The following is a 24,922-nucleotide window of genomic DNA, read 5'->3' as shown; positions in this document are numbered from 1 at the left end:
CTGATCACTTCGAGATCGGAGCCCATTCGGGACCGGTCTCGCCCAGCTCCGGGTCCAGCTTGGCGAACAACGGGGTCGGCTTTTCGAGCGGCTTGCCGACCTCGATCGGCACGGACTTCCAGCGCGCCTGCTCGGCCTTGTAGTCCCCGGTCAGGATGGGGTTGATCCGGCCGGGGATGTCGAGGTCCTCGACGTCCTGCAGTTCGGGCTGAGCCGCCCAGACACCGGAACCACCGAGTGCTTCGTGCACCTTCTGAGCCGAGTGGGGCAGGAACGGGGTCAGCAGCGTGTTGGCGTCCGAAACGACCTGCAGAGCGGTGTGCAGGACGCTGTCGCGGCGAGCCGGGTCGTCCTTGAGCTTCCAGGGCTCCTGGTCCGAGAGGTAACGGTTCGCGGCGGTGACGACACGCATGGCCTCACTAGCCGCCGCTTTGAACCTGGACCGCTGGAGGTGGGCACCGGCGGTGTCGAACGCCTTGCGGGAGAGCGCCTTGAGTTCCTCGTCCGCGGCCATCGGCGCGTCCGGACGCGGAATGGCGCCGACGTTCTTGTGCGCCATCGAGATGGACCGGTTGACGAGGTTGCCCCATTCGTTGGCCAGCTCGAAGTTGGTCCGGCGGACGAATTCGTCCCAGGTGAAGTCGGTGTCCTGTGTCTCGGGGCCCGCGACCGAGATGAAGTAGCGCAGGGTGTCCGGACCGAAGTCGCGCAGGAAGTCGTGGACGTAGATGACCGTGCCGCGCGAGGTCGAGAACTTCGAGCCGCTCATGGTGAGGAACTCGCTGGACACGATCTCGTCCGGCAGGTGCAGCTTGCCGTACTTACCGGGCTCTCCGCCTCGGTCGCCCTCGCCGTTGTGACCGAACAGCAGCGCCGGCCAGATCTGGGCGTGGAAGGTGATGTTGTCCTTGCCCATGAAGTAGTAGGAGCGGGCCTCCGGGTTGCTCCACCACTCCTGCCAGGCATCTGGGTTGCCGGATCGGCGCGCCCACTCGACGCTCGCCGAGAAGTAGCCGATGACCGCGTCGAACCAGACGTAGAACCGCTTGAGCGGCTGGTCGCGCCAGCCTTCCAGCGGGATCTTCACGCCCCAGTCGAGATCGCGGGTGATCGGCCGCGGCCGCATGTCGTCGATCAGGTTCTTGGTGAAGTTGAGGACGTTCGGGCGCCAATCGGTCTTGCTGGACAGCCACTTGCCCAAGGTGTCGACGAACGCAGTCAGGTCGAGGAAGTAGTGCTCGGTCTCGACGAACTTCGGCGTTTCACCGTTGATGCGGGACTTCGGGTTGATCAGCTCGGCGGCGTCGAGCTGATTGCCGCAGTTGTCGCACTGGTCACCGCGCGCGCCGTCGTAACCGCAGATCGGGCACGTGCCCTCGATGTACCGGTCGGGCAGAGTGCGGCCGGTCGAGGGGCTGATCGCGCCGCGGGCGGTCTTGGGGACCACGTAGCCGTTGCGGTGCAGCGCGAGGAAGATCTGCTGCGTGACCTCGGCGTGGTTACCGGTGGTGGTGCGGGTGAACAGGTCGTAGGTGAGGCCGAGCCCCTGCAGGTCCTGGCCGATCTGACGGGTGTACTTGTCCGCCGTCTGCTGGGAGGTCAGGCCTTCCTTGTCTGCCTGGACGGTGATCGGGGTGCCGTGTTCGTCGGTACCGGACACCATGAGCACCCGGTTGCCGGCCATTCGCTGGTAACGGGAGAAGACGTCGGACGGGACGCCGAATCCGGACACGTGGCCGATGTGGCGGGGGCCGTTGGCGTAGGGCCAGGCCACCGCAGTCAACACTGGGGTGCTCATGCTTGTTTAGCCTACGGACGTCGTCCAAGGCATTGTTGTCCGGGAGAGGATCGGAGGCCTCGGTGTCCGCCACGCGTCTGCTGGTGCTGGGTGTCGTGCGCATGTACGGGAAGGCACACGGCTACCAGGTCCGGCGCGAGCTTCTCTCGTGGGCGGCCGACAAGTGGGGCAATGTCCAGCCGGGTTCGATTTATCACGCGCTGAAGAAGATGACCGCCGAAGGCCTCCTGGAACAGGTCGAGGACATCGAAGCGGGTGGCGGTCCCGACCGGACCGCGTACCGGCTGACCGATGACGGCGAGACCGAGTTTCTCGTCCAACTCGGCAGGGCGTTGTCGAGCGATGACGCGACGGGGTACTCGCTGTCGGCGGCGGTCGTATTCATGCCGAGTCTGCCGCGAGCGCAGGTGCTGGCCCTGTTGAAACATCAGCTGGCGAATATGGAAGCGCACGCCAAGTCGACCCATTACGCCCGTGAGCACGCGACCGACCTGGGGAAACCGCCCCACGTCAGCGAGCTGTACCGCCTCTGGAGCGTCCATGCCGAGGCGAACGTGACGTGGATGAAAGACCTGATCGGCCGTCTTGAGGCGGGCGAGTACGTGATGCTGGGCGAAGGCGACGACGAAGCCGTGTTCGGCACAGCACCCAAGTAATCAAGTTTGACTACGAAGCGACTGATGGGGCACAGTGCGTCTGCCAACTAGTCAAGTTTGACTAGTTGGATCCGGAAAGGAGTACTCATGATCAAGGCACGCGGCCTTGAGCGGCGGTTCCGCCGTAAGGGCCGCAATGGGGGCGAGGTCCACGCCGTCAAGGGCGTCGATCTCGACGTGTCGGCCGGAGAGCTGGTCGGCTTCCTCGGACCGAACGGCGCGGGCAAGACCACGACCCTGCGCATGCTGACCACGCTGCTCAAGCCCACGGCGGGCGAAGCGACCGTCGGCGGTTGCGACCTGCTCACCGACCCGCTGGGGGTGCGCCGCCGAATCGGTTACGTCGCGCAGGGCGGCGGCACCGCGCCGGCGAGCAAGGTCGTCGAGGAGATCGAGTTCCAGGGCAGGCTGTACCGGATGAGCAAGGCGGACGCGCTCGCGCGCGGGGCCGTCCTCGCCGAACAGCTTGACCTGGCCGGGCTCGACCAGCGGACGACCGCGACCCTGTCGGGCGGGCAGCGGCGTCGCCTCGACATCGCGCTCGGACTGATCCACTCGCCCGGTCTCGTCTTCCTCGACGAGCCGTCGACTGGCCTAGACCCGCAGAGCCGCGCGAACCTGTGGGACCACATCCGCAGGCTGCGCGACGAGCAGGGCGTCACGGTCTTCCTGACCACCCACTACCTCGATGAGGCCGACGCGCTCTCCGACCGGCTGATCGTGATCGACGACGGGAGGATCGTCGCCGAAGGCTCGCCGGATTCGCTGAAGGCCAGGGTCTCCGGCGACAGTGTCGTCATCGGGGTTTCACCGGAATCGGCGGCGGAGACCGCGGAGATCGCGGGCAGGCTCGAAGGAGCCCACGAAATGACCGTCACCGACGGCACGGTGCGGTTCCGGGTGCCACGCGGGGACACCGCGATGCCCGAGTTGCTGCGTGCGTTGGACGCGCGTGCCATCACGATGACGTCCATGCAGGTACACCGGCCGACGCTCGACGACGTCTTCCTGACCCTCACGGGCCGGAGCCTGCGTGACGCCGAGGAAGGCGCGCCGGTCGAGGACGCTCCGGCAGAGGAGGCCACGAATGTTGCATGACACTTGGTTGATCTTCCGCCGGGACATGCTCGCGGCGTTGCGTAACCCGACGTGGCTCGTGATCGGGATCATGCAGCCCCTGCTCTATTTGTTCTTCTTCGGGCCGCTTCTGGTGAAGGCGCTCAACGCGCAAGGATTGTCCGATGTGGACGGCTGGATGATCTTCACCCCGGCGATCATCGCGCAGCTCGCACTGTTCGGCAGTTCTTTCGTCGGGTTCGGCCTCCTCGCGGAATACCGCTCGGGCGTGGTCGAGCGGATGCGGGTCACCCCGGTGAGCCGGGTGGCGCTGTTGCTGGGCAAAGTGCTCGCCAACGCGCTGCAGACCGTCGTCCAGGCTTTGCTCATCATCGCGCTGGCGTATCTGGTCTTCGACCTGAACGCGCCGTTCGGCGGCGTCGTGCTCAGCCTGGTGATCGTCTTCCTCCTGTCGGTCACGCTGGCGTCGTGCTCCTACGCGCTGGCGCTGACCCTCAAGAGCGAGGACGCTTTCCCTGCCTTGCTCAACGCGGTTCTCATGCCGTTGCTGCTGCTTTCCGGAATCCTGATCCCGATCACCGCGGGATCGGCGCCGGATTGGCTGTACACGATTTCCCGCATCAATCCGTTCCGGCATGTGGTGGATGTCGAGCGGAACAGTTTCCGCGGTGACTTCTCGATGGACGCGCTGTTCACCGGCGGTGTCGTGGTGCTGGTGATGGCGGTGCTGGCCATCTGGTGGGGCTCACGAACGTTCCAACGCGAAAACGCCTGAGACACGCTGTAGCGAAAGGTCACCTTATGTCCGCTCCTCGGACGTAAGGTGACCTTTCCGGCGTACTGGGGCGAAATTCGAGGCAGGTGACTTTGATCGATCCGGAAGGTGAGCACGGCGTCACCCTGTCCCACCGTGAGACGGTGACGGACTGGGCGGCGGTGCGTGGCGCCGACATCCGGTTCGCCTCGGTCACCGTCAGCGAGAACACCAACTGGCGGGACGTCGCCGCCGAACGCAATCTGGCCGGTGCGCAGCACGCCGGTATCCACACCGGCGCACGGCACTACGCGCGTCCCGGTGCCGTCCACGATCAGGCCGACCATTTCGTGCGGACGGCGAGCGCGCTCGGCGCCTTCGCACCCGGTTCGCTCGCGCCGGCGCTCGAAGTCGAGGCACCCAGCGTCGACGACCGCTTCATCAAGGCGTGGATCAAACACGTCAGGCATGCGGCACGCGTCGAACGAGTCCTCGTGTACGCCGGGCTCGACTGCTGGACGAACCGTCTGCATCCGGACAAGTGGGCGGACAGCGAAGTGGTGTTGTGGCTGGTCAGGCACAACGAGATCCCGGGGCGGCCGGGATGGTTCCACTCCCGGCTGGGCCTGCATCAGCACGGCTTCGGCACCGGTTTGCCCGGGGTGACCGGGCCGATCGCCCAAGACGCGGTCGTCTATCCCTTCACGCTCGGGGACATCCTCCTGTAGCGATCCGCCGGTGACCGTGGGTGCGCGAACAGTGACCGGTGGCGGCACTCGTGGTCGCGGACGTCACTTTCCGACGGACGCGGGTTGCCTTTTCGCCCGCTCGGACAGCGACAATGTCGCGTGCGGTTGATGTGCCGGAAGCTGCGGACGGACGTCACGCCCGAACGGGCGCTGGCGGCTCTCGGCGTACGGGCCAAGGCGTTCGGAATCGCGCCGCCGGCGGCGCTTTGCGGAGACTGGTTCTCTTCACGCGCGGTCATCGCGCCGAGCGTTTCCCTGTCTCCTGTCCGGGATGTGGCCGAGGCGTTCGAGATTCCCACCCGGCTGCCCCAGATCAGTGACGCGGTGCCCGGCGCTGTCGGCGGTGGCTGGTTCGGTTACCTGGGTTACGACCTGACTGATCCTTCCGGGCGTTCAGGCAGCCTTCCGCCGTCCGCCTGGGGCTGGGTCGACCGGGTGCTGCGCCTGGACGAGCACGGTTCGTGGTGGTTCGAAGCGCTGCTTCCCGACGGCGAACCGGACCCGGCCCACGAGGTATCCGCGATGGAATCGTCGCTGGCAGGACAGTTCGAAGAGACGACCTGGAAGTCCGGTCCCCTGTCGCGTCCGCTTCCCTCGGAGCACTACGACGCGGTCAAGGCGTGTGTGCACGCGATCGAGGCGGGCGAGCTGTTCCAGGCGAACATCTGCGCTCGTTTCACCGGAGAATTCACGGGCGATCCGATCGCGTTGTTCGCCGAAGGCGTGCGCCGTTTGCGAGCCCGGCGGTCGGCGTTCCTCGTCGGCGGCTGGGGCTCGATCGTCTCGTTCTCCCCTGAGCTTTTCCTTGCCAGGCATGGGCAGCGCGTCCGGTCGACGCCGATCAAGGGGACCCTCCCGCGGCGGGACGCGGCAGACGAGCACTTCGCCCGGCTGCTGCGGGAATCCACCAAGGACGTCGCCGAGAACGTGATGATCACCGACCTCGTCCGCAACGACCTCGGCCGCGTGTGCGCCACCGGCAGCGTCCGCGTCCCGGAACTGCTGAAGGTCCGCCCCGCTCCGGGGGTCTGGCATCTCGAGTCCACTGTGGAGGGATTGCTCGCCGACGGGGTCGACGACGCGGATCTGCTCGCGGCCACGTTCCCGCCGGGTTCGGTGACCGGCGCGCCGAAGATCCGGGCGCTGGATCTGATCGCCGAACTGGAACCCGCGGCGCGCGGTGTCTACACGGGCGCGATCGGGCTCGCTTCACCGATCGCCGGCCTGGAGCTGAACGTCGCGATCAGAACCTTCGAAATCCACGACGGCACGATCGCGCTGGGAGTCGGCGGCGGGATCACCGCCGACTCCGACAGCGAAGCGGAATGGCAGGAATGCCTGCACAAGTCCGCTCCGCTGGAGCGGTTGCTCGGCTGACCTATTTGCTCGGGTCCAGCAGGAGCTTGCCGGAGGTGCCGCGCGAGCGCAGGGCCTCATGGGCGGCACGCGCGTCCGACAGCGCGTACTCGCCGCCGGCGACAGCGCGGATCTGACCGGCGAGCGCCAGCGAGAAGAGGTCGTCGAGCGCGCTGCCGAAAACGTTTCCGGGAAGTTTGAAGACGTGCGGAAGCCACATCCCGGACACGGTGGTGCTGTGCCCGAGGAGTTTGCGGGCCTCGATCGGCTTCGGCTGCTGACGGCTGGCCATTCCGTAGAACGCGAGGCGGCCGAACGGTGCGAGCGCCGCGATGCTCTGGTCGGTGACAGTGCCACCGGTCATGTCGAGAACGACGTCGACGCGTTTGCCGCCGTTCGCCTCGCGAAGCGCATCGGTCATGTTTTCGGCGCGCGAGTCGATGGCGACATCAGCGCCGAGGTCGAGCGCGAGGGCGCGCTTCTCGTCACTGCTCGCGGTCGCGATGACGCGGCTCGCTCCCCACGCCTTCGCGAGCTGGACGGCGATGGAGCCGACGCCGCCCGCCGCCGCGTGCACGACGACGGATTCGCCGGGCTCGAGGTGGGTGTTCTTGCGCAGCAGGATCGCGGCGGTGGTGCCCTGGACGATGAAGGACAGCGCGGTCAGGTCGTCGACGCCGTCGGGTACGCCGAAGGTGGTGGCCTCGTCCGCCACCGCGCGCTCGGCGTAGCCGCCACCGCCGTTGAGCAGCGCGACGACACGCTTGCCGTCGGCGGTGCGGCCGACGACCTCGCCGCCGGGCACGAGCGGGAGCTTGCTCGGCGCGAGATAGGAGTTCTCGGCTTGGTGCGTATCGGCGTAGTTGACGCCGATCCGGTCGACCTCGATGACCAGCTGACCTGGGCCGGGAACGGGATCGGGCAGGTCGACGAGGTTGAGCACCTCGGGTCCGCCGAATTCGGTCACCTGTACTGCACGCATCCGTATCCTCCTCGTCGAGATGAGACATTCTTGCATATGTCTCATGCCTGAGACGTCGCGTGATATGTTTCACTGATCGGAACCACACTCGAACGCCAGCTGACTTCGCCGCGCCCGGACGCCGTGCGCGCGTTCACGATCGCGCGCGCCTGGTTCCTGGAGGGCCGCCGCGTCGACATGGGTGACCTCGCGGGCGAGCTGGGCATCAGCCGGGCCACCCTGCATCGCTGGGTCGGCGGCCGGGATCAGCTGCTCGGTGAGATCCTGTGGTCGATGACCGTGGAGGTCTTCGAAGCGCGGGCTTCGGGCAAGCTCGGACGCGGTGCCGAGGGGATCGCGGAGCTCATCGGCACGTTCGTCCGCACCGTGAACGACTCGAAGCCGTTCCGGGAGTTCCTGCGCAACGAGCCCGAGCGGGCGCTGCGGATCCTGACGACGAAGGCCAGCGTGGTGCAGAGCCGGGCGATCGCGAAAATGCTCGAGTTCCTCGACGAAGAGGTCGCGGCCGGGCGGCTCACCCCGCCGCTGCCGGTGGAGGACCTCGCCTACCTGCTCGTGCGGATCAGTGAGTCCTTCATCTACACCGACGTCATCACCGGCGCCGAGCCCGATGCCACGAAGGCGTATGCGGCCGCGGCGGCCTTGCTGACCTGACCCCTTACTTCCGCGACGCGAGGACAGCGTCGTAAAGCTCCTTCTTCGACACTCCCGTGGCTTCGGCGACCTCGGCGGCGGCCGATTTGAGACGCTCGCCCGCCGCGACCCGCGACGAGACTTCCGAAACCAGATCCGCGACGCTCACCGAACGCGGCGGCGCACCCGCGAGAACGACGGTGATCTCGCCCTTGACCCCGTCGGCGGCCCACGCGGCCAGTTCCGGCAAGGTGCCTCGTTTGACCTCTTCATAGGTTTTGGTCAGTTCACGGCAGACAGCGGCGCGGCGCTCGGGGCCCAGGACCCCGGCGGCGTCGGAGAGCGTGCTCGCCAGTCGATGCGGAGACTCGAAGAACACGGCCGTGCGAGGCTCGTCCTTCAGCGAACCGAGCCATTTGGCGCGTTCGCCGGGTTTACGCGGGGCGAATCCTTCGAAACAGAAGCGGTCGCACGGCAGGCCGGACAGCGCGAGCGCCGTGGTCACCGCGGACGGGCCGGGAAGACAGGTCACCGGCACTTCCGCCTCGACACAAGCGGCGACCAGGCGGAACCCGGGATCCGAGACGCTCGGCATCCCGGCGTCGGTCACCAGCACCACCGTTTCGCCCGACCGGAGCGATTCGAGCAGTTTCGGCAGGCGGGCGGTCTCGACGTCCTCGTAGAAGCTGACCACGCGTCCGACCGGCGAAACGTCGAGAGCGGCGGTGAGGGTGCGCAGACGCCGGGTGTCCTCCGCGGCGATCACGTCGGCCGTCGCGAGGGCCTCGGAAAGGCGTGGCGAAGCGTCGCGGACGTCTCCGAGCGGGGTGGCTGCCAGCACGAGGCGTCCTTCGGTCATTCCCGAAGGTTAACCGGTTCACGGATCCGGACACCGAGTTCACTCTTCCGCCCGTAGGATCATGCCCCGTGACCGCGCTGCTGACCCGTGACGACGAGAGCATGCGGCCTGATCCGGTCGACGCGCTCCGGCCACCGAGCGACCGGGAGGCCACCCTCCTCGGCCGCGGTATGCCGACCGATCGCCTCCGCGGCTGGCTCGTCACGCTGGTGCTGACGCTCATCGGCGGCATCGTCCGGATCCAGAACCTGGGAACGCCCACGGACAAGGGCACCCCCGTCTTCGACGAGAAGCACTACGTCCCGCAGGCGTGGCAGATGCTGCGCAACGGCGGTTACGAAGACAACTACGGCTACGAACTCATCGTGCACCCGCCGTTGGCCAAGCACCTCATCGCGATCGGCGAGTGGCTGTTCGGCTACAACGCCTGGGGCTGGCGGATCATGCCCGCGCTGGCGGGCACGCTGATCGTCTTCCTCACCATCCGGGTCGCCCGGCGGCTCACCCGTTCGACGTTGCTCGGCGCGGTCGCCGGGATCCTGATCATCAGTGACGGCGTGCTGCACCTGCAGTCGCGGATGGGCATGCTCGACATCTTCATCGCCCTGTTCGTGCTCGCCGCGTTCGCCTGCGTGCTCTGCGACCGCGACCAGGTGCGGCAGCGGCTGGCCGTGGCCGTCCGCGAAGGCTGGATCGATGAATCACGGTTCGGCCCGAAGCTGGGTTTCCGGTGGTGGCGGTTCGCCGGCGGCCTGATGATCGGGCTGACCTTCGGCGTGAAGTGGTCGGCGCTGTACTACATCGCCGCGTTCGGGCTGCTCACCGTTTTCTTCGACGTCGCCGCGCGCCGCGCCGCGGGGGTGCAGCGGCCTTGGGTCGGCACGCTGCGCCGCGACGTGCTGCCCGCGCTGTGGGCGATCGTCGTCATCCCGATCCTGGTGTACCTCGCCTGCTACTGGGCCTGGTTCGCGAGCGAGACCGCGACCGACCGCAACTACGTGGCGATCAAGGACATCGACCCCGGCTTCTGGGCCTGGATGCCGCCTGCCCTGCGGTCGCTCGGCGACTACTCGATGAACGTCCTCGACTTCCACGCGAACCTGGTCACGCCCAAGGACAAACCGCATCCGTGGGAATCGAAGCCGTGGACCTGGCCGATGGGCCTGCGGCCGATGCTCTACGCGTACGAGGGCGGCACCGAGGCGACCGGCTGTGGCGAGTCGACCTGCGTGCGGGCGACGATGCTGATCGGGACGCCGGCGATGTGGTGGCTCGCGCTGCCGATGCTGGGCTGGAGCCTGTGGCGTTCGGTCTTCCGCGCGGATTGGCGCTACGCCGCCGTGCTCGTCGGCTACTTCGCCGGGTTCCTGCCCTGGTTCACCAACCTCGACCGCCAGATGTACTACTTCTACGCGACTCCGCTGGCGCCGTTCCTGGTGCTCGGGTTGACGTTGATCCTCGGCCAGATCCTCGGCAGCGCGAACCGCGGGTTCGAACGGCGGGGCACCGGCCTGCTCGTCGTCGCGCTCTACGTGGGTCTCGTCGTGGCCAACTTCGCCTGGCTCTGGCCGATCCTCAACGGCAACGCGATCACGAACGAGCACTGGAACGCCGAGCTGTGGCTTCCGTCCTGGAAATGACCACCATCGGTTGACCCAAGACCCAGCGAACCCGCTGAAAGCGACTTAGACTCCCGTCCGAATTGAGGACTACTGGGGGTCATCATGTCTCGTTGGCCGTATTTCGTGGCCATCGCCCTTCTGCTCACCGGATGCTCCAGCGCCGTCGACGGCAAGGCCTTCCGCGAAGGTTCGGCACCGGGTGCGAGCGAATCGAAGTATCCGAAGTACCAGCCGCCCGCCGACGGATCGGGCTTCAGCGATCAGGTGCTCGATCAGCCGCTCGCCCTGCCTTCCAAACAGGGTGAGGAAGGGTGCGATTGGCTGGATTCGATCAAACCCGACCTGCAGCCGCTCGGCCTGATCAGCACCAAGGGCGTGCTCAGCGGCTGCCAGTTCGTGTTCCCGGACAACAAGGGCGCGCAGGTGCACGCCTACAGCCCGTACAGCTGGATCACGCAGGACGCCCCGGTGATGGAACCGGTGGAGATCGCCGGGATCAAGGGCCGGACCTATGCCTTCGACCCGGAACCGGCGACCTTCTGCTCGGTCAACATGGACGTCCGCGCCTACGCCTCGATCGCCGTCGACGCCTATGACGTCAACAGCGACGAAGCGGGGGTCCGCGCCGAACACTGTGAACTGGCGAAGAAGGTCGCCGAAGTGGTCTTGAAGAAGTTCGTTCCGCTCGCGGGCGGCAAACCGGCGCCGAGCACCGTTCAGGAGCCGTCGGCGGAGGCGCTGAAGGACGCCGACATCTGCGAGGTCGTCAAGTTCACTCATACGAACTATGCCGGGATCAACGCCGGCCGCGAAGGCGCGCAGAAGGGCGAGAGCCCGCTTGGGCCGACTTGCACTCACGAAGTCGCCTACGCGAAGGCCGTGGGGATGTACACCACCGGCACCGGCGGCCTCGAAGCCGTGCCGCCGAAACCGGGCGCGGACGTGCGGAACGGGAAGTTCGGCACGTTGAAGGCCAGGTACGAGCAGACCGAGGAGACCTGTGCCGTGAGCGTTCAGCTCACCAACGGTCAGGTGGTGCAGGTCGACTTCATCGGCAAGAAGAAGGAAGCGATGAGCCGGACCTGCGTCTCCGCCCAGCTCATCTTGTCGGTGTCGATGCTCGCCCTGATCAACGGTGACGGCTGATTTCCCGGTTCGGGTGTGACACTTGGACGATAGTTGTTACTCTCCCCTGGTCAGTAGCAGTTCGACAGGGGGCACCATGACGATCCGACCGCTCGGAGTGACCTGCGCGGCCGCGGCGCTGTTCTTGATCGCGGGCTGTGAAGAGCAGACACCGGGCACCGCGGCACCGCAGGCTTCGACCATTCCGAGCACCTCGGAAGCACCGGCCACCAGCGCGACGCGGCCCAGCGCTTCGAGGCCTTCGGCGAGCGCGGCCACCGTCTCCGCGCCGAGCAAACCCGCCACCGGCGGCGCGGTGGCGCACACCCCGGAAGGGGCCGCGACCGTGATGGAGGAGTATCACCACGCGTTGGGCGACAAGGACCTCGACACCGTTTGCCGCATCACCGCGCCGGCGTTCGACGGCGGGATGAAGGAATGCCGCAGCCTCACGCCGATTCAGTTCGAGATGTTCACGCCTGAGGATCTGAAGAACCTGAAAGTCACCCGGGTCGACCGGTCGAAGGTGAAGAGCCAGGGGCCCGACCAGGTGCTCGTCCCGCCCGAGGCGATCGCACCGAAGGCGACGATCATGGACGGTGACCCCAAGATCTTCACCATGGGCTGGCGCGGGGGGACCTGGGTCATCATCAAGTGAGAGAGCAAGGGACCTTTGCTGTCGTTCGTTAGTGCACTAACTGACGACAGCAAAGGTCCCTTGCTCTCTTTTCGCAGGTCAGCGCGGGTGGCGCTGGGGCTGCGGCTGCCGCTGGGGCTGGGGCTGTTGCGGGCGGCGGGGAACGATCTGCGTCACCGGGCCGTCCGGCGACTTGCCTGCCCTGGCCAGCCAGCCTTCGACTTCGCGCCGCACGGCGGCGAGCGTCGGGCGGCGGCGCGGCTCCTGGTCCAGCGACGCGATGAGGATCCGGGCGTGCGCGCTGCGGTTCGGCAGCTTCGACACCGGCTCGGCGCGAGCGGCGGCCATCAGCGCGGCCATCGGGGTCTCGCGCGTGCCGCGTGGCGGCTGGCCGGACAGCGCGTAGCTGACGGTCGCCGCGAGCTGCCAGGCGTCCGACGCCGGGCTCGCCGGGGAACCCATCGCCTGCTCGGGGGCGACGAAGTCGGGCGTACCGATCATCATCCCGGTCGCGGTCATCTTCGAGTCGCCCTGGCTGCGGGCGATACCGAAGTCGATGAGATGGGCGAGGCCGTTGCGGTCGAGGATGATGTTCGACGGCTTGAGGTCGCGGTGCAGCACACCCTTCTCGTGCGCCGCGGCGAGCGCGCCCGCCATGGTCGACCAGAGCCGTCCGGCCGCGATGTCGTCGAGCGGGCCCTGCGAGTCGACGATCTCGGCCAGCGACCTGCCTTCGAGGTATTCCATCACCAGCGCGAGCCCGTCGGGCTCTTCGACGAGGTCGTACACGCGGACGCAGTTGGGGTGGTTCACCACGGCCAGCGCACGGGCCTCGCGCTGCATCCGCTCCTCGGTGTCACGGTCCGGCGCGTGCGCGATCTTCAGCGCGACAGTGCGGTTGAGCTGCGTGTCGATCGCTTCCCAGACGGTGCCGAAGCCACCGTGGCCGAGTCGCCGGACACGCTTGTAGCGGCTGCCGCCGGAGTTACGGGATCCAGGAGGTGCCGGGACCGGCCCCGGCATCGCGGCCAGCGCCGGTGGTTCGGGCGCCTGCGCCAGTGCCGTCGCCGGGTACTGCTTGGCAGGCGGCGGGGGCGGTAACTGCTGCTGCGGTTTCGGGGCGGGCGGCTCCGGGCGGTACGGCTCGACCTGGGGCCGGGGCTGCGGCTCCGGCCGGTTGATCACCGACCAGGCCGGCGGGCCGACCAGCGCGACCGGGATCAGGCCCAGCACGCTGAACGGGAGGAACCCGAGCCAGAAGTGAACGGCGGTGTTCGCGCCCATGCCGACACTCGCCAGCACCATCAGCACGAACGGGATCCAGAAGAACCGCGAAGGCCACTTCGGGCCGCGACGGAACGCGGTACGTGCCTGCAGCATCACGAACAGCAGAGCCAGCGCGGGCAACCCGACCAGCAGGATCAGGTAGAAGACGTAACCCAGCTGCATCCCGTTCGGATAGAACAGGACCTCGTAGACGTTCTGGCCGCGGCCGAGGTACTCGCTCTGCTTGCCGATCAGCGGGCTGTAGTCGGTGTTGAACGTCGACAGATCACTGGCGGAGAAACCGGATTGACCGCCCGACTTCGTCGAGGCCGCCTCCTGATAGGTCTGCGAAACACCGGTCGCCAGCAGCCAGGGCAGCAGGAAGACGGCGACCACGCCGATCCCGCCGAAGATGGACAGGGTCACCACGTCGTAGCGGTTGCCGGTGCCTTTGCGGATGATCGCGACGATCATCGCCCCCAGTGCGGGCAGCAGCGCGACCAGCGCTCCCGCGGTGCTCGTCGCCCACACCCAGTCCCCAGGCCAGATGCCCGGTCCGAACAGGCCGTGCGCGAACGAGAGCAGCGCGCTCGCTAGTCCCATGGACCCTGCTCCCCTCGCCAGTCAAGGCCGTTTCCGGCCGGTTTTTCCCTAGTTCAGCTTAGGACGCTCGACGCACTTACAGGGTTGCCGGGTTGTCGCGGGCGTCTCCACGCCGTTACCACCAGGCATCGGCGCGGCCGAAAGTCCATGATGGGTTCGGTACCCGAGCGCGAAGGAGCATTCGATGTACGCCGAGTCGTACCAGCGGAGCCTCGAAGACCCGGAGGGTTTCTGGCTCGAAGCCGCACGGGCGATCGACTGGACCCGCCCGCCGACACGGGCCCTCGACGCGTCGAAAGCGCCTTTTTACCGCTGGTTCCCGGACGGGGAGCTGAACACGGCGTTCAACGCGCTCGACCGGCACGTGCGGGACGGCCACGGCGAGCGGACCGCGCTGATCTGGGATTCCCCGGTCACCGATTCGGTTCGCCGGTTCACCTACGCGGAATTGCTCGCCGACGTCGCCCGGTTCGCCGGCGCGCTCGCCTCGCTGGGCGTCGGCAAGGGTGATCGCGTCATCATCTACCTGCCGATGGTGCCCGAAGCCGCGATCGCGATGCTCGCCTGCGCCAGGCTCGGCGCGGTGCACTCGGTGGTGTTCGGCGGCTTCGCGCCCAAGGAACTGGCGGCGCGGATCGAGGACGCGAAACCCAAGGTCATCGTGGCGGCTTCGTGCGGGATCGAACCGACGCGGATCGTCGAGTACAAGCCGATCATCGACGAGGCGCTCGCGGGAACCGCGCACCAGCCGGACAAGGTCGTCGTGCTGCAGCGGGAACGGGCACGCGCCGAACTCGGCGAACGCGACATCGATTGGCACGAACTGGTCGCGAAGGCGGTACCCGCCGATCCGGTGCCGGTCGCCGCGACCGATCCGCTGTACATCCTGTACACCTCGGGCACCACCGGGAAGCCGAAGGGCGTCGTGCGTGACAACGGCGGCCACGCGGTCGCGCTGGCCTGGTCGATGGGCGCGATCTACGACGTCCATCCCGGCGACGTGTGGTGGACGGCGTCCGACGTCGGCTGGGTGGTCGGCCATTCCTACATCGTGTACGCGCCACTGCTCATCGGGGCCACGTCGCTGATGTACGAGGGCAAACCGGTCGGAACCCCCGACGCGGGCGCGTTCTGGCGGGTCATCGCCGATCACGGCGTGAAGGCGCTGTTCACCGCGCCGACGGTGTTGCGCGCGATCAAGAAGGTCGACCCGGACGCGAGCGAAATGAAGAAATACCAGCTCGGCGGGTTCGAGACGTTGTTCATGGCTGGTGAACGACTCGATCCGGAGACCTACCACTGGGCGCACGAGAAGCTCGGCGTTCCGGTGATCGACCACTGGTGGCAGACCGAGACCGGCTGGCCGATCGCGGCGAATCCGCGCGGGCTGGAGCCGATGCCGCTCAAACCCGGTTCCGCGACGAAACCGGTGCCGGGCTGGGACGTGCGGATCTTGGACCAGTCGGGCGAGCCGCTCCCGGCGGGGAAAGAAGGCGCGATCGCCATCAAGCTGCCCCTGCCGCCAGGTTCGCTGCCGACGCTCTGGGAGGACGACCAGCGGTATCGAGAGGCGTATCTTTCGCGGTATGACGGCTACTACCTGACAGGTGACTCCGGGTACGTCGACGAAGACGGCTACCTGTTCGTCATGGGCCGCACCGACGACGTCATCAACGTCGCGGGTCACCGCCTTTCGACCGGTTCGATGGAGGCCGTGCTCGCTTCGCATCCCGCCGTGGCCGAATGCGCGGTGATCGGCGTCCGTGACCAGCTCAAGGGGCAGCTGCCACGCGGCTTCGTGGTGCTGAAGTCGGGTGTCGACGCCGACGCCGAAACGCTCAAGTCCGAATTGGTCGCGCTGGTGCGACGCGACATCGGCCCGGTCGCCGCGTTCCGTGACGTGTCCATTGTGGACGCGCTACCGAAGACGCGATCCGGCAAGATCCTGCGGAAGACCATGCGGGGCATCGCCGACGGCCGCGACGAACCGGTGCCTTCGACGATCGAAGACGCGAGCGTTCTCGACGCGCTGAAAGCGGTGCTACGCGGTGAGTGAACCGGTGACCGGTACGCCGTCGTAGTCCGATCGGGTGTTGTCGCGTTTCCCCTATTGGTCTATACCTCCAGGAGAAGAGAGTCTCCAGTTCCCGACCGGAGGTGCTCCATGAGTAAACGCCTGTCCAGAACCGTGCTCGGCGTGGCCGTCCTGAGTCTCGTGACCTTCGGGCTGCCCGCGACGGCGGGCGCGGACCCCGCGACGGCACAGCGCGCGAAGGCCGAACGGACCGTCGCCGACGTCGTCCCCGCGCCGGTCGAAGCGAAAGCCGACCCCCGCGCCGACTTCCGGCTCAGCCCCGCGACCGTCATCCGCACCGACCGCGACGGCGAACAGGTCGCCGGCTATCTGGCCGGGCTGCTCCGGCCGGCCACCGGCTACCGGCTGCCCGTCGTCAGCGGTCACCGCGGCGACGGTCCCGCCATCTCGCTCGAAACCGGCCACGCGGGCGGCAGGGTCGGCACCGAGGGCTATCAGCTCAAGGTCTCCCCTGGTGGTGTGACGCTGAAGGCGAACACCGACAAGGGCCTCTTCCTCGGTGTGCAGACGTTGCGCCAGCTGCTTCCGTCGGCGATCGACGCGAAGACCGTCCAGCACCGATCCTGGGTGATTTCGGGCGGCACCGTGCTCGACTACCCGCGTTTCGGTTACCGCGGCGCGATGCTCGACGTCGCCCGGCACTTCTTCACCCCGGCGCAGGTCAAGCTCTACATCGACCAGATCGCGCAGTACAAGATCAACACCCTTCACCTGCACCTGAGCGACGACCAGGGCTGGCGGATCGAGATCAAGAGCTGGCCGAAGCTGGCGACCGTTGGCGGGCAGACCGCCGTCGGCGGCGCTCCCGGCGGGTACTACACCCAGGAGCAGTACAAGGACCTGGTGCGCTACGCGGCTTCGCGGCACATCACGATCGTTCCCGAGATCGACATGCCGGGGCACACCAACGCGGCTCAGCACTCCTACGCCGAGCTGAACTGCGACGGCGTCGCGGTGCCGCCGCGCACGGACACCGAGGTCGGCTACAGCTCGCTGTGCATCAACAAGGACATCACCTACAAGTTCGTCGACGACGTCCTTCGCGAACTGTCCGCGATCACCCCGGGGAAGTACCTCAACATCGGGGGCGACGAGGCGCACGCGACCACTCCGGCGGATTACCAGACCTTCGCCAAGAAGGTTCAGCCGATCGTCGCGAAGTACGGCAAGCAGATCACCGGCTGGCACGACATCGCCAAGACGACCCCGCCGGTTTCGGCCATCCCGCAGTACTGGGGCACGACCGACACGGACGCCAATGTCGCGGCGGCCGTGCAGCGGGGCAACAAGATCCTGATGTCGCCGGCCAACAAGGCGTACCTGGACATGAAGTACAACCCGCAGACGCGGCTCGGCCTGGACTGGGCCGGGTTGATCGAGGTCAAGACGGGCTACGACTGGGATCCGGCCACGTACCTGAAGGGCGTGACGGAGCAGAACGTCGCCGGGGTCGAGGCGCCGCTGTGGTCGGAAACGCTCGTCACCAGTGACGACATCGAGTTCATGGCGTTCCCGAGGCTGCCGGGTTACGCCGAGATCGGCTGGTCGCCGAAGGCTTCCCGGACCTGGGACGCGTACCGGCTCCGGCTGGCGAAGCAGAGCCCGCGGTGGGTTCAGCAGGGGATCGACTTCTACCGGTCCACTCAGGTCGACTGGAAGTAGCGCCTCGCGGATGCCATGAAAGGTCCTTTCCTTGCAAAATTTGCCAGGAAAGGACCTTTCATGGCGCGACCGCGGCGTCGAGGCGGGCGGTGATGGCGGCCCGCGCCAGCGCGTACGGCTCCTTGCCGCCGAACATGACCGAGTCCGCGTTCGCGGCCCGGCCGAGGGCGTTCAGCTCGAAGGCCAGCCTGTCCACGTCGACGGATTCGCGAAGATCCCCGGCCTTCCGTGCTTCGACGACGGTGGACCGGATGAACTTGGCGAAGGCGCGGCTCGCGTTCGCGACCGCGTCGTGGACCCGCCCGGTCCGCGCGTCGAACTCGGCGCCGGTGTTGAAGAAGAAGCAGCCGCCGGGGAACACCCGGCGTTCCGAGTAGTCCAGCCAGTTCGCGCACAGCGCGCGCAGCCGCGCGATCCCCTGCTCGACCTCCAGTGTCGGGTCGACGACGTTCTCCGCGAAGATCGCGCTCGCCGTCTCGATCGCCGCGAGCTGCAGTTCCTCCTTGGAACCGAACAACGCGAACACCCCGGATTTGCTCAGTTCCAGCTCGGTGGCGAGCCTGCCGAGCGACAACCCCTCGAGTCCTTCGACCGACGCGATGTCGACGGCGCGCCGCAGGACGATCCGCCTCGTCGCGTCGCCACGGGCCACCCGGCCGTCAACCGGCATCCCGATCCTCCCGCCGTCGTTTCGCCGATTCCAGGCCGTCACGGTACTGCCGGGAGAGCGCCGGTGCCGCGAGGACTCGATCCAGCAGCGTCCAGTACGCGGCCCGGCGATCGTCGTCCAGCTGGGCGACGTTGGTGAACGACGCGACGTAGACCTCGGCGATCGTCGGGTTCACCGGATCGCGTTCTTCGAGCGTCATGCGCCCCGAAGTCGGGACTTCGCCCGTCCGGAGAACGCGCAGGTACCAGCCGCTGCGGCCGGAATCGATCATCGCCGGGATGACGTCCTTGCGCCCGGTCTTCATCGCGAGTTTGAAACACGGTGTCCGCGGCTGCGAGACCTGGACCAGCGCGTCTCCCCAGGCCCAGACATCACCGACGCGGACGTCGTACTCGTCGGCGCCCGTCACCGACGCGTTCTCCCCGAAGTCACCCGCCACCACCGGGAAGCCCTGCTCGGACCACGCCTCGTAGTGCGTGGCCGGATAGACGTAAACCGCCTTGTCGACGCCGCCGTGCACGGTGCGATCCGCCTGATCGTCGCCGGCCAAATTGATCTCGCCGAGTTTCAACGAGGGCGTCTCCACGCGCGATTTCGCGATGGCGCTGTACACCGGGATGTCGCGCTTCATCCCCAGCACGGACGGCCGTCCTACGAAGACCTCGTTCACTTCGAGAGTGCTCACCCTCTAGAAGATAGCACGATCGTTCGTATAGTTTGGGTCCATGGACTTTCTGGCACTGACGACCCGGGCACATCACGCCACCCGAACCACGATCGCCGGAATCGGCGCCGACGACTGGGACCGCTCGACCCCCTGCGCCGAATGGACCGTCCGCGACATCGTGGAACACCTGATCGACAACAACGAGCGGGCCGCCGCGCGGGCGGCGGATCGTCCCCGCACGACCCGCTCGACGACAGTCGGCGACCTCGCCACGGCCTACGAAGAAAGCTCCGCCGAGTTCCTCGCCGCCTTCGACGACCAGGCCCTGAAGAAGACCTTCGACTTCGGCAAATTCGGCCCACTGCCCGGCAAGAACGTCCTCGCCGTGCTCTTCGCCGACACGCTCGTCCACGACTGGGACCTCAACACCGCGCTCGGCCGCGAACACCGCTGGGACGACGAACTCGCGACGGCGGCGCTGGCCGTCGCGAGCCGCTTCCCCGACGGTACGCCGGTGCGCGGGCCCGGCGCCGCCTTCGACCACGCTGTCGAGGCACCGCCGGGCGCAAGCACCGGCGACCGGCTCATCGCGTTGCTCGGCCGTTCGCTTCCGTCGACGCCCTCGGACAAGGGGACTTCACCGGGCGTCCTCTGACCGCTAGGACCGGCGGCGGCGATCAGGCTGGTCGGCGGCTTTGGCGGCTTTTTCGATCTGGTCATGCCGGGTTTCCCAGAAGGCGTCGTCGTGCCGCTGGGTGGAGTAGTCGGTACCCGTCCCGGTCGAGCCGTCCAAGTATTCGCGCAGGATGTCGGCGTGCCCGGCGTGCCGACTCGTCTCGGTGAGGTTGTGGACCAGGATGGCGAACAGCGTCACCTGAGGACGCGGCCACCAAGGCACGTGACCAGGCGAGTCAAGGGCCAGGGCCGCGATCGTCGCGTCGGAGTGCTCCCAGACCCGTCGGTAGCGGCCGACGATCTCCTCGCGCGTCTCGTGCTCGGTGGCCCACATGTCGGCACCTCGTTGCCCGACGTCGTCCCATCGGGGCAGGGGTTCGGGAAACGGCCGGTCGAAGACCTCCCCGAAGTACCGGGACTCCCAGAGCGACAGGTGCTTGACCAACCCGAGAAGGTTGGTCCCGGTCCGGGTCAGGGGGCGGCGGATCTCGTACTCCCCCAGCCCCTCGAGCTTCCACAGCATTACCTCGCGGACCTCTCGCAGATCGCTGTGCAAGTACTCTTTCGCGGCTTCATCGAGCATGACGCCAGTCTCCTCGTTGATTTGACCCTTGGGCCTTCCGCGGCACCACTATTGAGAGGTAAGGCGAAGTGCCCAGTGGCCGATGCCCGCGTCCATGAAGGAATCGGGACGCCGATCATGGACAAACCCGGGAACCTCACTCACCGGAGGGGAGGCTCAGCCCGATCAACCTCGGTCGCTTCCCGGGAGCACCCCAGTCCAGGATCTCCGCGTCCTCGGCCGTGAACTCCAGGGTGAGCAGCGCACCGGTCAACCGGACGCCGCGCAGGCAGCCGTACACCGTGAAACCTCGTTCGGTCGAGACGCAGTAGGAGTCCATCCCCGACCGGACTTCCTGCTCGTCAGGCTCGTAAGTGGACCGCTGGATCGAGAACGACCTCCGCACGCCGTCGCCGTCGACCCCGGCGATCCCCACCTCCAAGGTCTCATCGTCCTCATAGTCCTCGAAGAACCCGACCTCCGCAGTGGTCAGCCTCATTTCCATGATCCACTCCCCCTGAGCCAGCCGCGGACCACCTGAACACCGCGAAGTTCGACCGAACAGGACAAGTCTGCCGCACACCAAGTAGACAGCGTCTACACGAGTTTGATAGACAGTGTCTACAAGGTGAACTCGCGGTTACGGAGATCTGGATGGGCTACCAACGTTTCGTCGCGCTCGGCGACAGCTGCGCCGAAGGGCTGGCCGATCCCCATCCGGCAGGCGGGTACTACCGCGGCTGGGCCGACTTCGTCGCGGGACGCCTCGCCGAGGACGAGCCCGGATTCCGCTACGCCAACCTCGCGGTCCGCGGCCGCAGGCTCGACCAGATCCATGCCGAACAGACCCCGGCGGCGAGCAGGCTTCAGCCGGATCTGATCGCGCTGTTCGGCGGCGGGAACGACGTGATGAGCCGCGGCTGGGACGCGCGGACGGTCGCCCGCCGCGTCGACACGGCCATTCGTGCCTGCACCGAGATCGCGCCCACTGTCGTCACCTTCACCCTCAGCGACATCTCCCACCGCATGCCGATGGGCCATCGCATGCGCCCGCGTCTCACCGCGTTGAACGACGCCGTCCGCGAGGCGTCCGTCAGCTACGGCGCGACGCTCGTCGACCTCTGGCCGGATCGCGCCGCGCACGATTCCCGCTACTTCGGTCCGGATCGGCTGCACCTGTCCGAACAGGGCCACCGGCGTCTGGCGGGCCATGTGCTCGGCAAACTCGGCGTCGCGCACGACCCGTCATGGCTCGACCCGCTCCCCGGTCCGGCCGGGCGCCCCGGCTTGCGGGCGGACCTGCGCTGGGTGACCAGGGAGGTGCTCCCGGTCGCGTTCAGCCGGTTCCGCAACCGGCTCATCGGCCGCCAGCCGGGCGACGGTTTCCTGCCGAAACGCCCCGATCTCCTTCCCGTCCTCGAGGAGAGCGTGCCGTGGGCGCCCGAACCCGCCTGATCGACACCGCGGCGAACCTGCTGGCCGAAGAAGGTGTCGGAGCCGTGACGCTGCGCGGGATCGCGAAGGCGGCCGGCGTCTCGCACGGGGCGCCGTTGCGTCATTTCACCGGCCGCGCCGCCCTGCTCTCGGCCGTCGCCACCCGCGGCTACACCGAGCTGCTCGACCGCGGCACCGGACTGCCGGACACGACGCCGCGAGAACGGCTCATCGCGGCCTGCCACGGTTATCTCGACTTCGCGCTGGCCAATCCGGCGATGTTCGAGCTGATGTTCCGCCGCGACCTCATCGACCCCGCCGATCCCGAACTCACGCGAGTGAGCAGCGCGGTGTTCGACTTCTTCGCCGCGTTGGTCGCCGAGGTCCAGCATGACGACTGGCATCCGGCAACCGATCCGCGATTGCTCGCGTCCTCGCTGTGGGCGTCACTGCACGGTCTCGCCCAGTTGTGGCTCTGGGGCGGCCTTGCGGGCGCCAGTTTCGCGCCGTCACCGGAGATCGCGCTGGCAGTCACCCTCGATGCCTACCTCGGCTGAAACCGCCACCGACATGCCACCCCCTTGCCGGGATCCGAACATCTGGTCGAATATTGTCGGACCCCTCTCCTAGATTGATCCACTCCAACCCAATCAGGAAGGGGGGCCATGCCCGACCATGACACGCTGCTCGCACGCGTCCGGAAACTTCTCGCCAAGGCGGAGGACCCAGCGGTCACCGAAGCCGAAGCAGAGTCGTACAACACCAAGGCCGCCGAACTGATCGCCCGCTACGGCATCGATCAGGCGCTGCTGGCCGCTTCCGGAGCGACGGCCGACGAGATCACCCAGGTCTTGATCCCGATCGACAACCCGTACAGCCGGGACAAGGCGGGACTGCTCACGAACATCGCCCATCCGCTGCGCTGCCGGGCCCTGCTGCACCGGCTCGGCCAATCCGTCACCGGCGTGACCGTCTTCGGTTTCCGCTCGGATCTGGAGCGGGTCGAACTGCTGTACACGAGCCTGTTGCTGCAGGCGACCACCCAGCTGACCAGGGTCCGCCCGGAGAACCGCGTGTTCGCGGGCGAATCGCTGGCCGCGTACCGGCGCACCTGGCTGCACGGGTTCTCCGGCGCGGTCTACGAACGGCTCCGCAACAGCGAGGACACCGCGGCGCGCACCCACACCACCACCGCGGGCCATCGCTCCGCCGAACTGGTGATCCAGGATCGGACGACGATGGTCAAACAGGCATACGACGAGCGATACGGCGATCTGCGCTCGGCACCGCCGAGGCGGCTGTCCGGCAGCGGCTACCTCGACGGGCATTCCGCCGGCGAGCGCGCCAACCTCAACACCACCGGCATCACCGGACGCCGCCGCGCGCTGCCGGTACGCTAGCCCGCACCGCACTCAAGCTCCCCACTCGTGAAACAGCCACGGCACGAACGAAAGCCGTACCTGAAAACCACCTCGTGAGAAGTACATGTCCTCGGGTCTACTGAGGACATGATCGTGATCGAAGACCTGGCCACCCGGCCCGAGTTGCGCGAGCCCGCGCTCCGTCTCGGCGGTGTCGGCGGTGAATTCCTCCAGCACGACCAGACAGGCTTGCTGGCGAAGTCGTCCCATCTGGCCGCGCGCTGGCCGGAGTATTTCCTCGTCCTGCTGGAAGACGACGTCCCGGTGGCGAGAGCGGCCGCCGTCCCGGTCGGATTCCCGACGGCCGAACGCCCGGAACTGCCGGACCACGGCTGGGACGCCGCCCTGATCTGGGCCGCGGAAGACCTGATGAGCGCCCGTGAGACGAATACGCTGATCGCACTCGAAGTGATGGTCGAGCCAGGCCGCCGCGGTGGCGGCCTGGCCACGAAAGCGTTGGAAGCGTTGAAAGAACGCGCCTCGGCGACGGGGATGCGCAAGCTCGTCGTGCCGGTCCGTCCGGCCGGGAAGGAGAACGAACCAGGACTGTCCTTTGAGGACTATGTCGCCCGCCGTCGCCCCGACGGGCTGCCCGAGGATCCATGGCTTCGCACGCACGAGCGGCTCGGCGCCCGGTTCGTGAAGGTGGCGCCGTTCGCGATGACGGTGACAGGCACCTTCGCGCAGTGGAAGGCGTGGACCGGCGTCGAGCTCCGGGACGGTCTCACGACGGTGCCGGGCGGGATCGCGCCGGTACTCGCCTCCTCGGCGCTGGACCTCGGCGTCTACGTGGAGCCGAACGTCTGGCTGGAGCACCTGGTAGTCGAATCAAGCACCTGCTAGATTTCTTTGGCATGTGCAGGAGCGCGGTATGAACGCCACCGGACCGACCGGCGACGAGCTGCTGCGACTGCTGGGCACCCTGGCGAATCCGCATCGGCTGCGGATCGTCGCGGCGCTCCGCGCGGAGCGCGCATACGTGAGTCAGCTGGCGCGAGAGCTCGGCATCAGCCGGGCGCTCATGCAGCTCCACCTGCGCAAACTGGAGGCGGCCGGGCTCGTGTCGGCCACTCTCGAGCTGTCGGAGGACGGGAAGGCGATGAAGTTCTACGAGGTGAAACCGTTCCTGGTCGAGCTGAGCCCGGACACCATCGCCGCCGCGGCGCCGACGCTGAGCACATCGACATCGGGGACATCGGCACCGGACACATCGACAACGGACGAGGGCGACCAGGGGGAACGACCGTGAAGTGGCATCAGTGGCAGGAGGTCGCCGGACTTGTCGGCATCTTCGTGTTCCTCACCGTGGTGATCACGGTGGTCGTCTGGCAGTTCGGCGCGACCATCCGGGCCAGGGGCGCGCTCGCGCGTGAACATGAATACCGCAGGCTCGCCGAAAAAGCCGTCCAGGCGCAGGAAGAGACCGAACGCAAACTCACCGAACTCGACGGACGCCTCGCCGATCTCCAGAAGAGCGTGGGCTCGGTCGAGCGGATCCTCAAGGAGGTCGACTGACCACCCGTATCCCGGCTTGAAAGAGCCTGGGCCGCCGAGCGGCAACTCGACGACCCAGGAAAGAAGAAGCAAAAACCTCGCCCGAGGCATCTCACTCCTTCACG

At 67.4% G+C, this 24,922-nt stretch carries 26 protein-coding genes; 18 read left to right on the top strand and 8 right to left on the bottom strand.

Translation table 11 applies throughout. The features are described from left to right. Positions 1–4 precede the first annotated feature (4 nt). Positions 5–1,798 carry a methionine--tRNA ligase gene (metG, locus tag ACZ5ZX_RS15675; RefSeq protein WP_465502668.1) on the bottom strand — a complete coding sequence of 598 codons (1,794 nt, stop codon included), beginning with the start codon at positions 1,796–1,798 and terminating at the stop codon, positions 5–7. Positions 1,799–1,860: 62 nt separating this feature from the next. On the opposite strand from metG, the gene ACZ5ZX_RS15670 reads away from it, so the two are divergent. The 5 genes from ACZ5ZX_RS15670 (at position 1,861) to ACZ5ZX_RS15650 (ending at position 6,411) form a co-directional block, all read left to right on the top strand. Further along, positions 1,861–2,454, top strand: a complete 594-nt coding sequence (locus ACZ5ZX_RS15670) for a PadR family transcriptional regulator (protein ID WP_465502667.1) — start codon at positions 1,861–1,863, stop codon at positions 2,452–2,454. An 87-nt stretch (positions 2,455–2,541) separates the two neighbouring features. Further along, positions 2,542–3,552, top strand: a complete 1,011-nt coding sequence (locus ACZ5ZX_RS15665) for an ATP-binding cassette domain-containing protein (protein WP_465502666.1) — start codon at positions 2,542–2,544, stop codon at positions 3,550–3,552. Then, positions 3,542–4,306 (top strand): ABC transporter permease, encoded by a 765-nt coding sequence (locus ACZ5ZX_RS15660; protein ID WP_465502665.1) that lies wholly within the window; start codon positions 3,542–3,544, stop codon positions 4,304–4,306. Before ACZ5ZX_RS15665 ends, ACZ5ZX_RS15660 begins: the two co-directional genes overlap by 11 nt. A gap of 92 nt (positions 4,307–4,398) precedes the next feature. Beyond that, positions 4,399–5,013, top strand: coding sequence for a glycoside hydrolase family 25 protein (locus tag ACZ5ZX_RS15655; protein ID WP_465502739.1), 615 nt, complete (start codon positions 4,399–4,401; stop codon positions 5,011–5,013). Between the two features lie 120 nt (positions 5,014–5,133). After that, entirely contained in the window at positions 5,134–6,411 is a 1,278-nt protein-coding gene (locus ACZ5ZX_RS15650) for an aminodeoxychorismate synthase component I (RefSeq protein WP_465502664.1), read from the top strand. A 1-nt stretch (position 6,412) separates the two neighbouring features. On the opposite strand, the gene ACZ5ZX_RS15645 is transcribed toward ACZ5ZX_RS15650, so the two are convergent. Continuing rightward, positions 6,413–7,372: a quinone oxidoreductase family protein gene (locus ACZ5ZX_RS15645; RefSeq protein ID WP_465502663.1), complete on the bottom strand. Its 960-nt coding sequence runs from the start codon at positions 7,370–7,372 to the stop codon at positions 6,413–6,415. Between the two features lie 123 nt (positions 7,373–7,495). Between ACZ5ZX_RS15645 and ACZ5ZX_RS15640 the strand changes: the two genes are divergently transcribed. Further along, positions 7,496–8,026, top strand: a complete 531-nt coding sequence (locus ACZ5ZX_RS15640) for a QsdR family transcriptional regulator (protein ID WP_465502662.1) — start codon at positions 7,496–7,498, stop codon at positions 8,024–8,026. 4 nt (positions 8,027–8,030) lie between these two features. On the opposite strand, the gene rsmI is transcribed toward ACZ5ZX_RS15640, so the two are convergent. Then, positions 8,031–8,864: a 16S rRNA (cytidine(1402)-2'-O)-methyltransferase gene (gene rsmI, locus ACZ5ZX_RS15635; protein WP_465502661.1), complete on the bottom strand. Its 834-nt coding sequence runs from the start codon at positions 8,862–8,864 to the stop codon at positions 8,031–8,033. Positions 8,865–8,932: 68 nt separating this feature from the next. On the opposite strand from rsmI, the gene ACZ5ZX_RS15630 reads away from it, so the two are divergent. From ACZ5ZX_RS15630 to ACZ5ZX_RS15620, 3 genes are all read left to right on the top strand, one after another. Then, positions 8,933–10,504 (top strand): dolichyl-phosphate-mannose--protein mannosyltransferase, encoded by a 1,572-nt coding sequence (locus ACZ5ZX_RS15630; protein WP_465502660.1) that lies wholly within the window; start codon positions 8,933–8,935, stop codon positions 10,502–10,504. 84 nt (positions 10,505–10,588) lie between these two features. After that, on the top strand, positions 10,589–11,632 hold the full coding sequence (locus ACZ5ZX_RS15625) for a DUF3558 domain-containing protein (RefSeq protein WP_465502659.1): 1,044 nt from the start codon (positions 10,589–10,591) through the stop codon (positions 11,630–11,632). Positions 11,633–11,708: 76 nt separating this feature from the next. Beyond that, positions 11,709–12,269: a hypothetical protein gene (locus tag ACZ5ZX_RS15620; protein WP_465502658.1), complete on the top strand. Its 561-nt coding sequence runs from the start codon at positions 11,709–11,711 to the stop codon at positions 12,267–12,269. 78 nt (positions 12,270–12,347) lie between these two features. Here the strand turns inward: ACZ5ZX_RS15620 and ACZ5ZX_RS15615 are convergent, their stop codons facing one another. Next, on the bottom strand, positions 12,348–14,117 hold the full coding sequence (locus ACZ5ZX_RS15615) for a protein kinase domain-containing protein (RefSeq protein ID WP_465502657.1): 1,770 nt from the start codon (positions 14,115–14,117) through the stop codon (positions 12,348–12,350). Positions 14,118–14,301: 184 nt separating this feature from the next. Between ACZ5ZX_RS15615 and ACZ5ZX_RS15610 the strand changes: the two genes are divergently transcribed. Next, the gene (locus tag ACZ5ZX_RS15610) at positions 14,302–16,173 is read left to right on the top strand and encodes a propionyl-CoA synthetase (protein WP_465502656.1); all 1,872 of its coding nucleotides are present in this window, start codon (positions 14,302–14,304) and stop codon (positions 16,171–16,173) included. A gap of 108 nt (positions 16,174–16,281) precedes the next feature. After that, positions 16,282–17,874 carry a family 20 glycosylhydrolase gene (locus tag ACZ5ZX_RS15605; protein WP_465502655.1) on the top strand — a complete coding sequence of 531 codons (1,593 nt, stop codon included), beginning with the start codon at positions 16,282–16,284 and terminating at the stop codon, positions 17,872–17,874. 58 nt (positions 17,875–17,932) lie between these two features. Here ACZ5ZX_RS15605 and ACZ5ZX_RS15600 read toward each other — a convergent pair whose 3' ends face one another. Further along, the gene (locus ACZ5ZX_RS15600) at positions 17,933–18,544 is read right to left on the bottom strand and encodes a TetR/AcrR family transcriptional regulator (protein WP_465502654.1); all 612 of its coding nucleotides are present in this window, start codon (positions 18,542–18,544) and stop codon (positions 17,933–17,935) included. Then, on the bottom strand, positions 18,534–19,229 hold the full coding sequence (locus ACZ5ZX_RS15595; RefSeq protein ID WP_465502653.1) for an MOSC domain-containing protein: 696 nt from the start codon (positions 19,227–19,229) through the stop codon (positions 18,534–18,536). Before ACZ5ZX_RS15595 ends, ACZ5ZX_RS15600 begins: the two co-directional genes overlap by 11 nt. Before the next feature lie 40 nt (positions 19,230–19,269). Here ACZ5ZX_RS15595 and ACZ5ZX_RS15590 point away from each other — a divergent pair, with 40 nt between their 5' ends. Further along, a complete protein-coding gene (locus ACZ5ZX_RS15590; RefSeq protein WP_465502652.1) occupies positions 19,270–19,866 on the top strand; it encodes a TIGR03086 family metal-binding protein in 597 nt (198 codons plus the stop codon). Positions 19,867–19,869: 3 nt separating this feature from the next. Here ACZ5ZX_RS15590 and ACZ5ZX_RS15585 read toward each other — a convergent pair whose 3' ends face one another. Together ACZ5ZX_RS15585 and ACZ5ZX_RS15580 are read right to left on the bottom strand one after the other, a co-directional pair. Further along, positions 19,870–20,469 (bottom strand): DinB family protein, encoded by a 600-nt coding sequence (locus tag ACZ5ZX_RS15585; RefSeq protein ID WP_465502651.1) that lies wholly within the window; start codon positions 20,467–20,469, stop codon positions 19,870–19,872. A 136-nt stretch (positions 20,470–20,605) separates the two neighbouring features. Beyond that, a complete protein-coding gene (locus ACZ5ZX_RS15580; RefSeq protein WP_465502650.1) occupies positions 20,606–20,953 on the bottom strand; it encodes an Imm10 family immunity protein in 348 nt (115 codons plus the stop codon). A 149-nt stretch (positions 20,954–21,102) separates the two neighbouring features. On the opposite strand from ACZ5ZX_RS15580, the gene ACZ5ZX_RS15575 reads away from it, so the two are divergent. The 6 genes from ACZ5ZX_RS15575 to ACZ5ZX_RS15550 all read left to right on the top strand — a co-directional run bounded on the left by ACZ5ZX_RS15575 (position 21,103) and on the right by ACZ5ZX_RS15550 (position 24,818). After that, positions 21,103–21,903, top strand: coding sequence for an SGNH/GDSL hydrolase family protein (locus tag ACZ5ZX_RS15575; RefSeq protein WP_465502649.1), 801 nt, complete (start codon positions 21,103–21,105; stop codon positions 21,901–21,903). Next, complete coding sequence (locus ACZ5ZX_RS15570; protein ID WP_465502648.1) at positions 21,882–22,439, top strand: TetR/AcrR family transcriptional regulator; 558 nt, start codon at positions 21,882–21,884, stop codon at positions 22,437–22,439. Before ACZ5ZX_RS15575 ends, ACZ5ZX_RS15570 begins: the two co-directional genes overlap by 22 nt. Positions 22,440–22,547: 108 nt before the next feature. Continuing rightward, positions 22,548–23,282: a DUF2786 domain-containing protein gene (locus tag ACZ5ZX_RS15565; protein ID WP_465502647.1), complete on the top strand. Its 735-nt coding sequence runs from the start codon at positions 22,548–22,550 to the stop codon at positions 23,280–23,282. Between the two features lie 108 nt (positions 23,283–23,390). Further along, positions 23,391–24,146 (top strand): GNAT family N-acetyltransferase, encoded by a 756-nt coding sequence (locus ACZ5ZX_RS15560; protein ID WP_465502646.1) that lies wholly within the window; start codon positions 23,391–23,393, stop codon positions 24,144–24,146. A gap of 28 nt (positions 24,147–24,174) precedes the next feature. Further along, positions 24,175–24,552: an ArsR/SmtB family transcription factor gene (locus tag ACZ5ZX_RS15555; protein WP_465502645.1), complete on the top strand. Its 378-nt coding sequence runs from the start codon at positions 24,175–24,177 to the stop codon at positions 24,550–24,552. Next, the gene (locus ACZ5ZX_RS15550; protein WP_465502644.1) at positions 24,549–24,818 is read left to right on the top strand and encodes a hypothetical protein; all 270 of its coding nucleotides are present in this window, start codon (positions 24,549–24,551) and stop codon (positions 24,816–24,818) included. The genes ACZ5ZX_RS15555 and ACZ5ZX_RS15550 overlap by 4 nt, the downstream gene beginning before the upstream one ends. Positions 24,819–24,922 lie beyond the last annotated feature (104 nt).

The sequence above is a fragment of the Amycolatopsis sp. NPDC033938 genome, assembly GCF_055575975.1.
This window is presented reverse-complemented; position numbering and strand designations above follow the sequence as displayed.

Bases quoted from the DNA above. Each gene is read 5' to 3' on its own strand.
- metG (WP_465502668.1), bottom strand. From the start codon at position 1,798: ATGAGCACCCCAGTGTTGACTGCGGTGGCCTGGCCCTACGCCAACGGC.
- ACZ5ZX_RS15565 (WP_465502647.1), top strand. From the start codon at position 22,548: ATGCCCGACCATGACACGCTGCTCGCACGCGTCCGGAAACTTCTCGCC.
- ACZ5ZX_RS15620 (WP_465502658.1), top strand. From the start codon at position 11,709: ATGACGATCCGACCGCTCGGAGTGACCTGCGCGGCCGCGGCGCTGTTC.
- ACZ5ZX_RS15600 (WP_465502654.1), bottom strand. From the start codon at position 18,544: ATGCCGGTTGACGGCCGGGTGGCCCGTGGCGACGCGACGAGGCGGATC.
- ACZ5ZX_RS15610 (WP_465502656.1), top strand. From the start codon at position 14,302: ATGTACGCCGAGTCGTACCAGCGGAGCCTCGAAGACCCGGAGGGTTTC.
- ACZ5ZX_RS15590 (WP_465502652.1), top strand. From the start codon at position 19,270: ATGGACTTTCTGGCACTGACGACCCGGGCACATCACGCCACCCGAACC.
- ACZ5ZX_RS15605 (WP_465502655.1), top strand. From the start codon at position 16,282: ATGAGTAAACGCCTGTCCAGAACCGTGCTCGGCGTGGCCGTCCTGAGT.
- ACZ5ZX_RS15665 (WP_465502666.1), top strand. From the start codon at position 2,542: ATGATCAAGGCACGCGGCCTTGAGCGGCGGTTCCGCCGTAAGGGCCGC.
- ACZ5ZX_RS15645 (WP_465502663.1), bottom strand. From the start codon at position 7,372: ATGCGTGCAGTACAGGTGACCGAATTCGGCGGACCCGAGGTGCTCAAC.
- ACZ5ZX_RS15625 (WP_465502659.1), top strand. From the start codon at position 10,589: ATGTCTCGTTGGCCGTATTTCGTGGCCATCGCCCTTCTGCTCACCGGA.
- ACZ5ZX_RS15660 (WP_465502665.1), top strand. From the start codon at position 3,542: ATGTTGCATGACACTTGGTTGATCTTCCGCCGGGACATGCTCGCGGCG.
- ACZ5ZX_RS15615 (WP_465502657.1), bottom strand. From the start codon at position 14,117: ATGGGACTAGCGAGCGCGCTGCTCTCGTTCGCGCACGGCCTGTTCGGA.
- ACZ5ZX_RS15560 (WP_465502646.1), top strand. From the start codon at position 23,391: ATGATCGTGATCGAAGACCTGGCCACCCGGCCCGAGTTGCGCGAGCCC.
- ACZ5ZX_RS15580 (WP_465502650.1), bottom strand. From the start codon at position 20,953: ATGGAAATGAGGCTGACCACTGCGGAGGTCGGGTTCTTCGAGGACTAT.
- ACZ5ZX_RS15575 (WP_465502649.1), top strand. From the start codon at position 21,103: ATGGGCTACCAACGTTTCGTCGCGCTCGGCGACAGCTGCGCCGAAGGG.
- rsmI (WP_465502661.1), bottom strand. From the start codon at position 8,864: ATGACCGAAGGACGCCTCGTGCTGGCAGCCACCCCGCTCGGAGACGTC.
- ACZ5ZX_RS15555 (WP_465502645.1), top strand. From the start codon at position 24,175: ATGAACGCCACCGGACCGACCGGCGACGAGCTGCTGCGACTGCTGGGC.
- ACZ5ZX_RS15585 (WP_465502651.1), bottom strand. From the start codon at position 20,469: ATGCTCGATGAAGCCGCGAAAGAGTACTTGCACAGCGATCTGCGAGAG.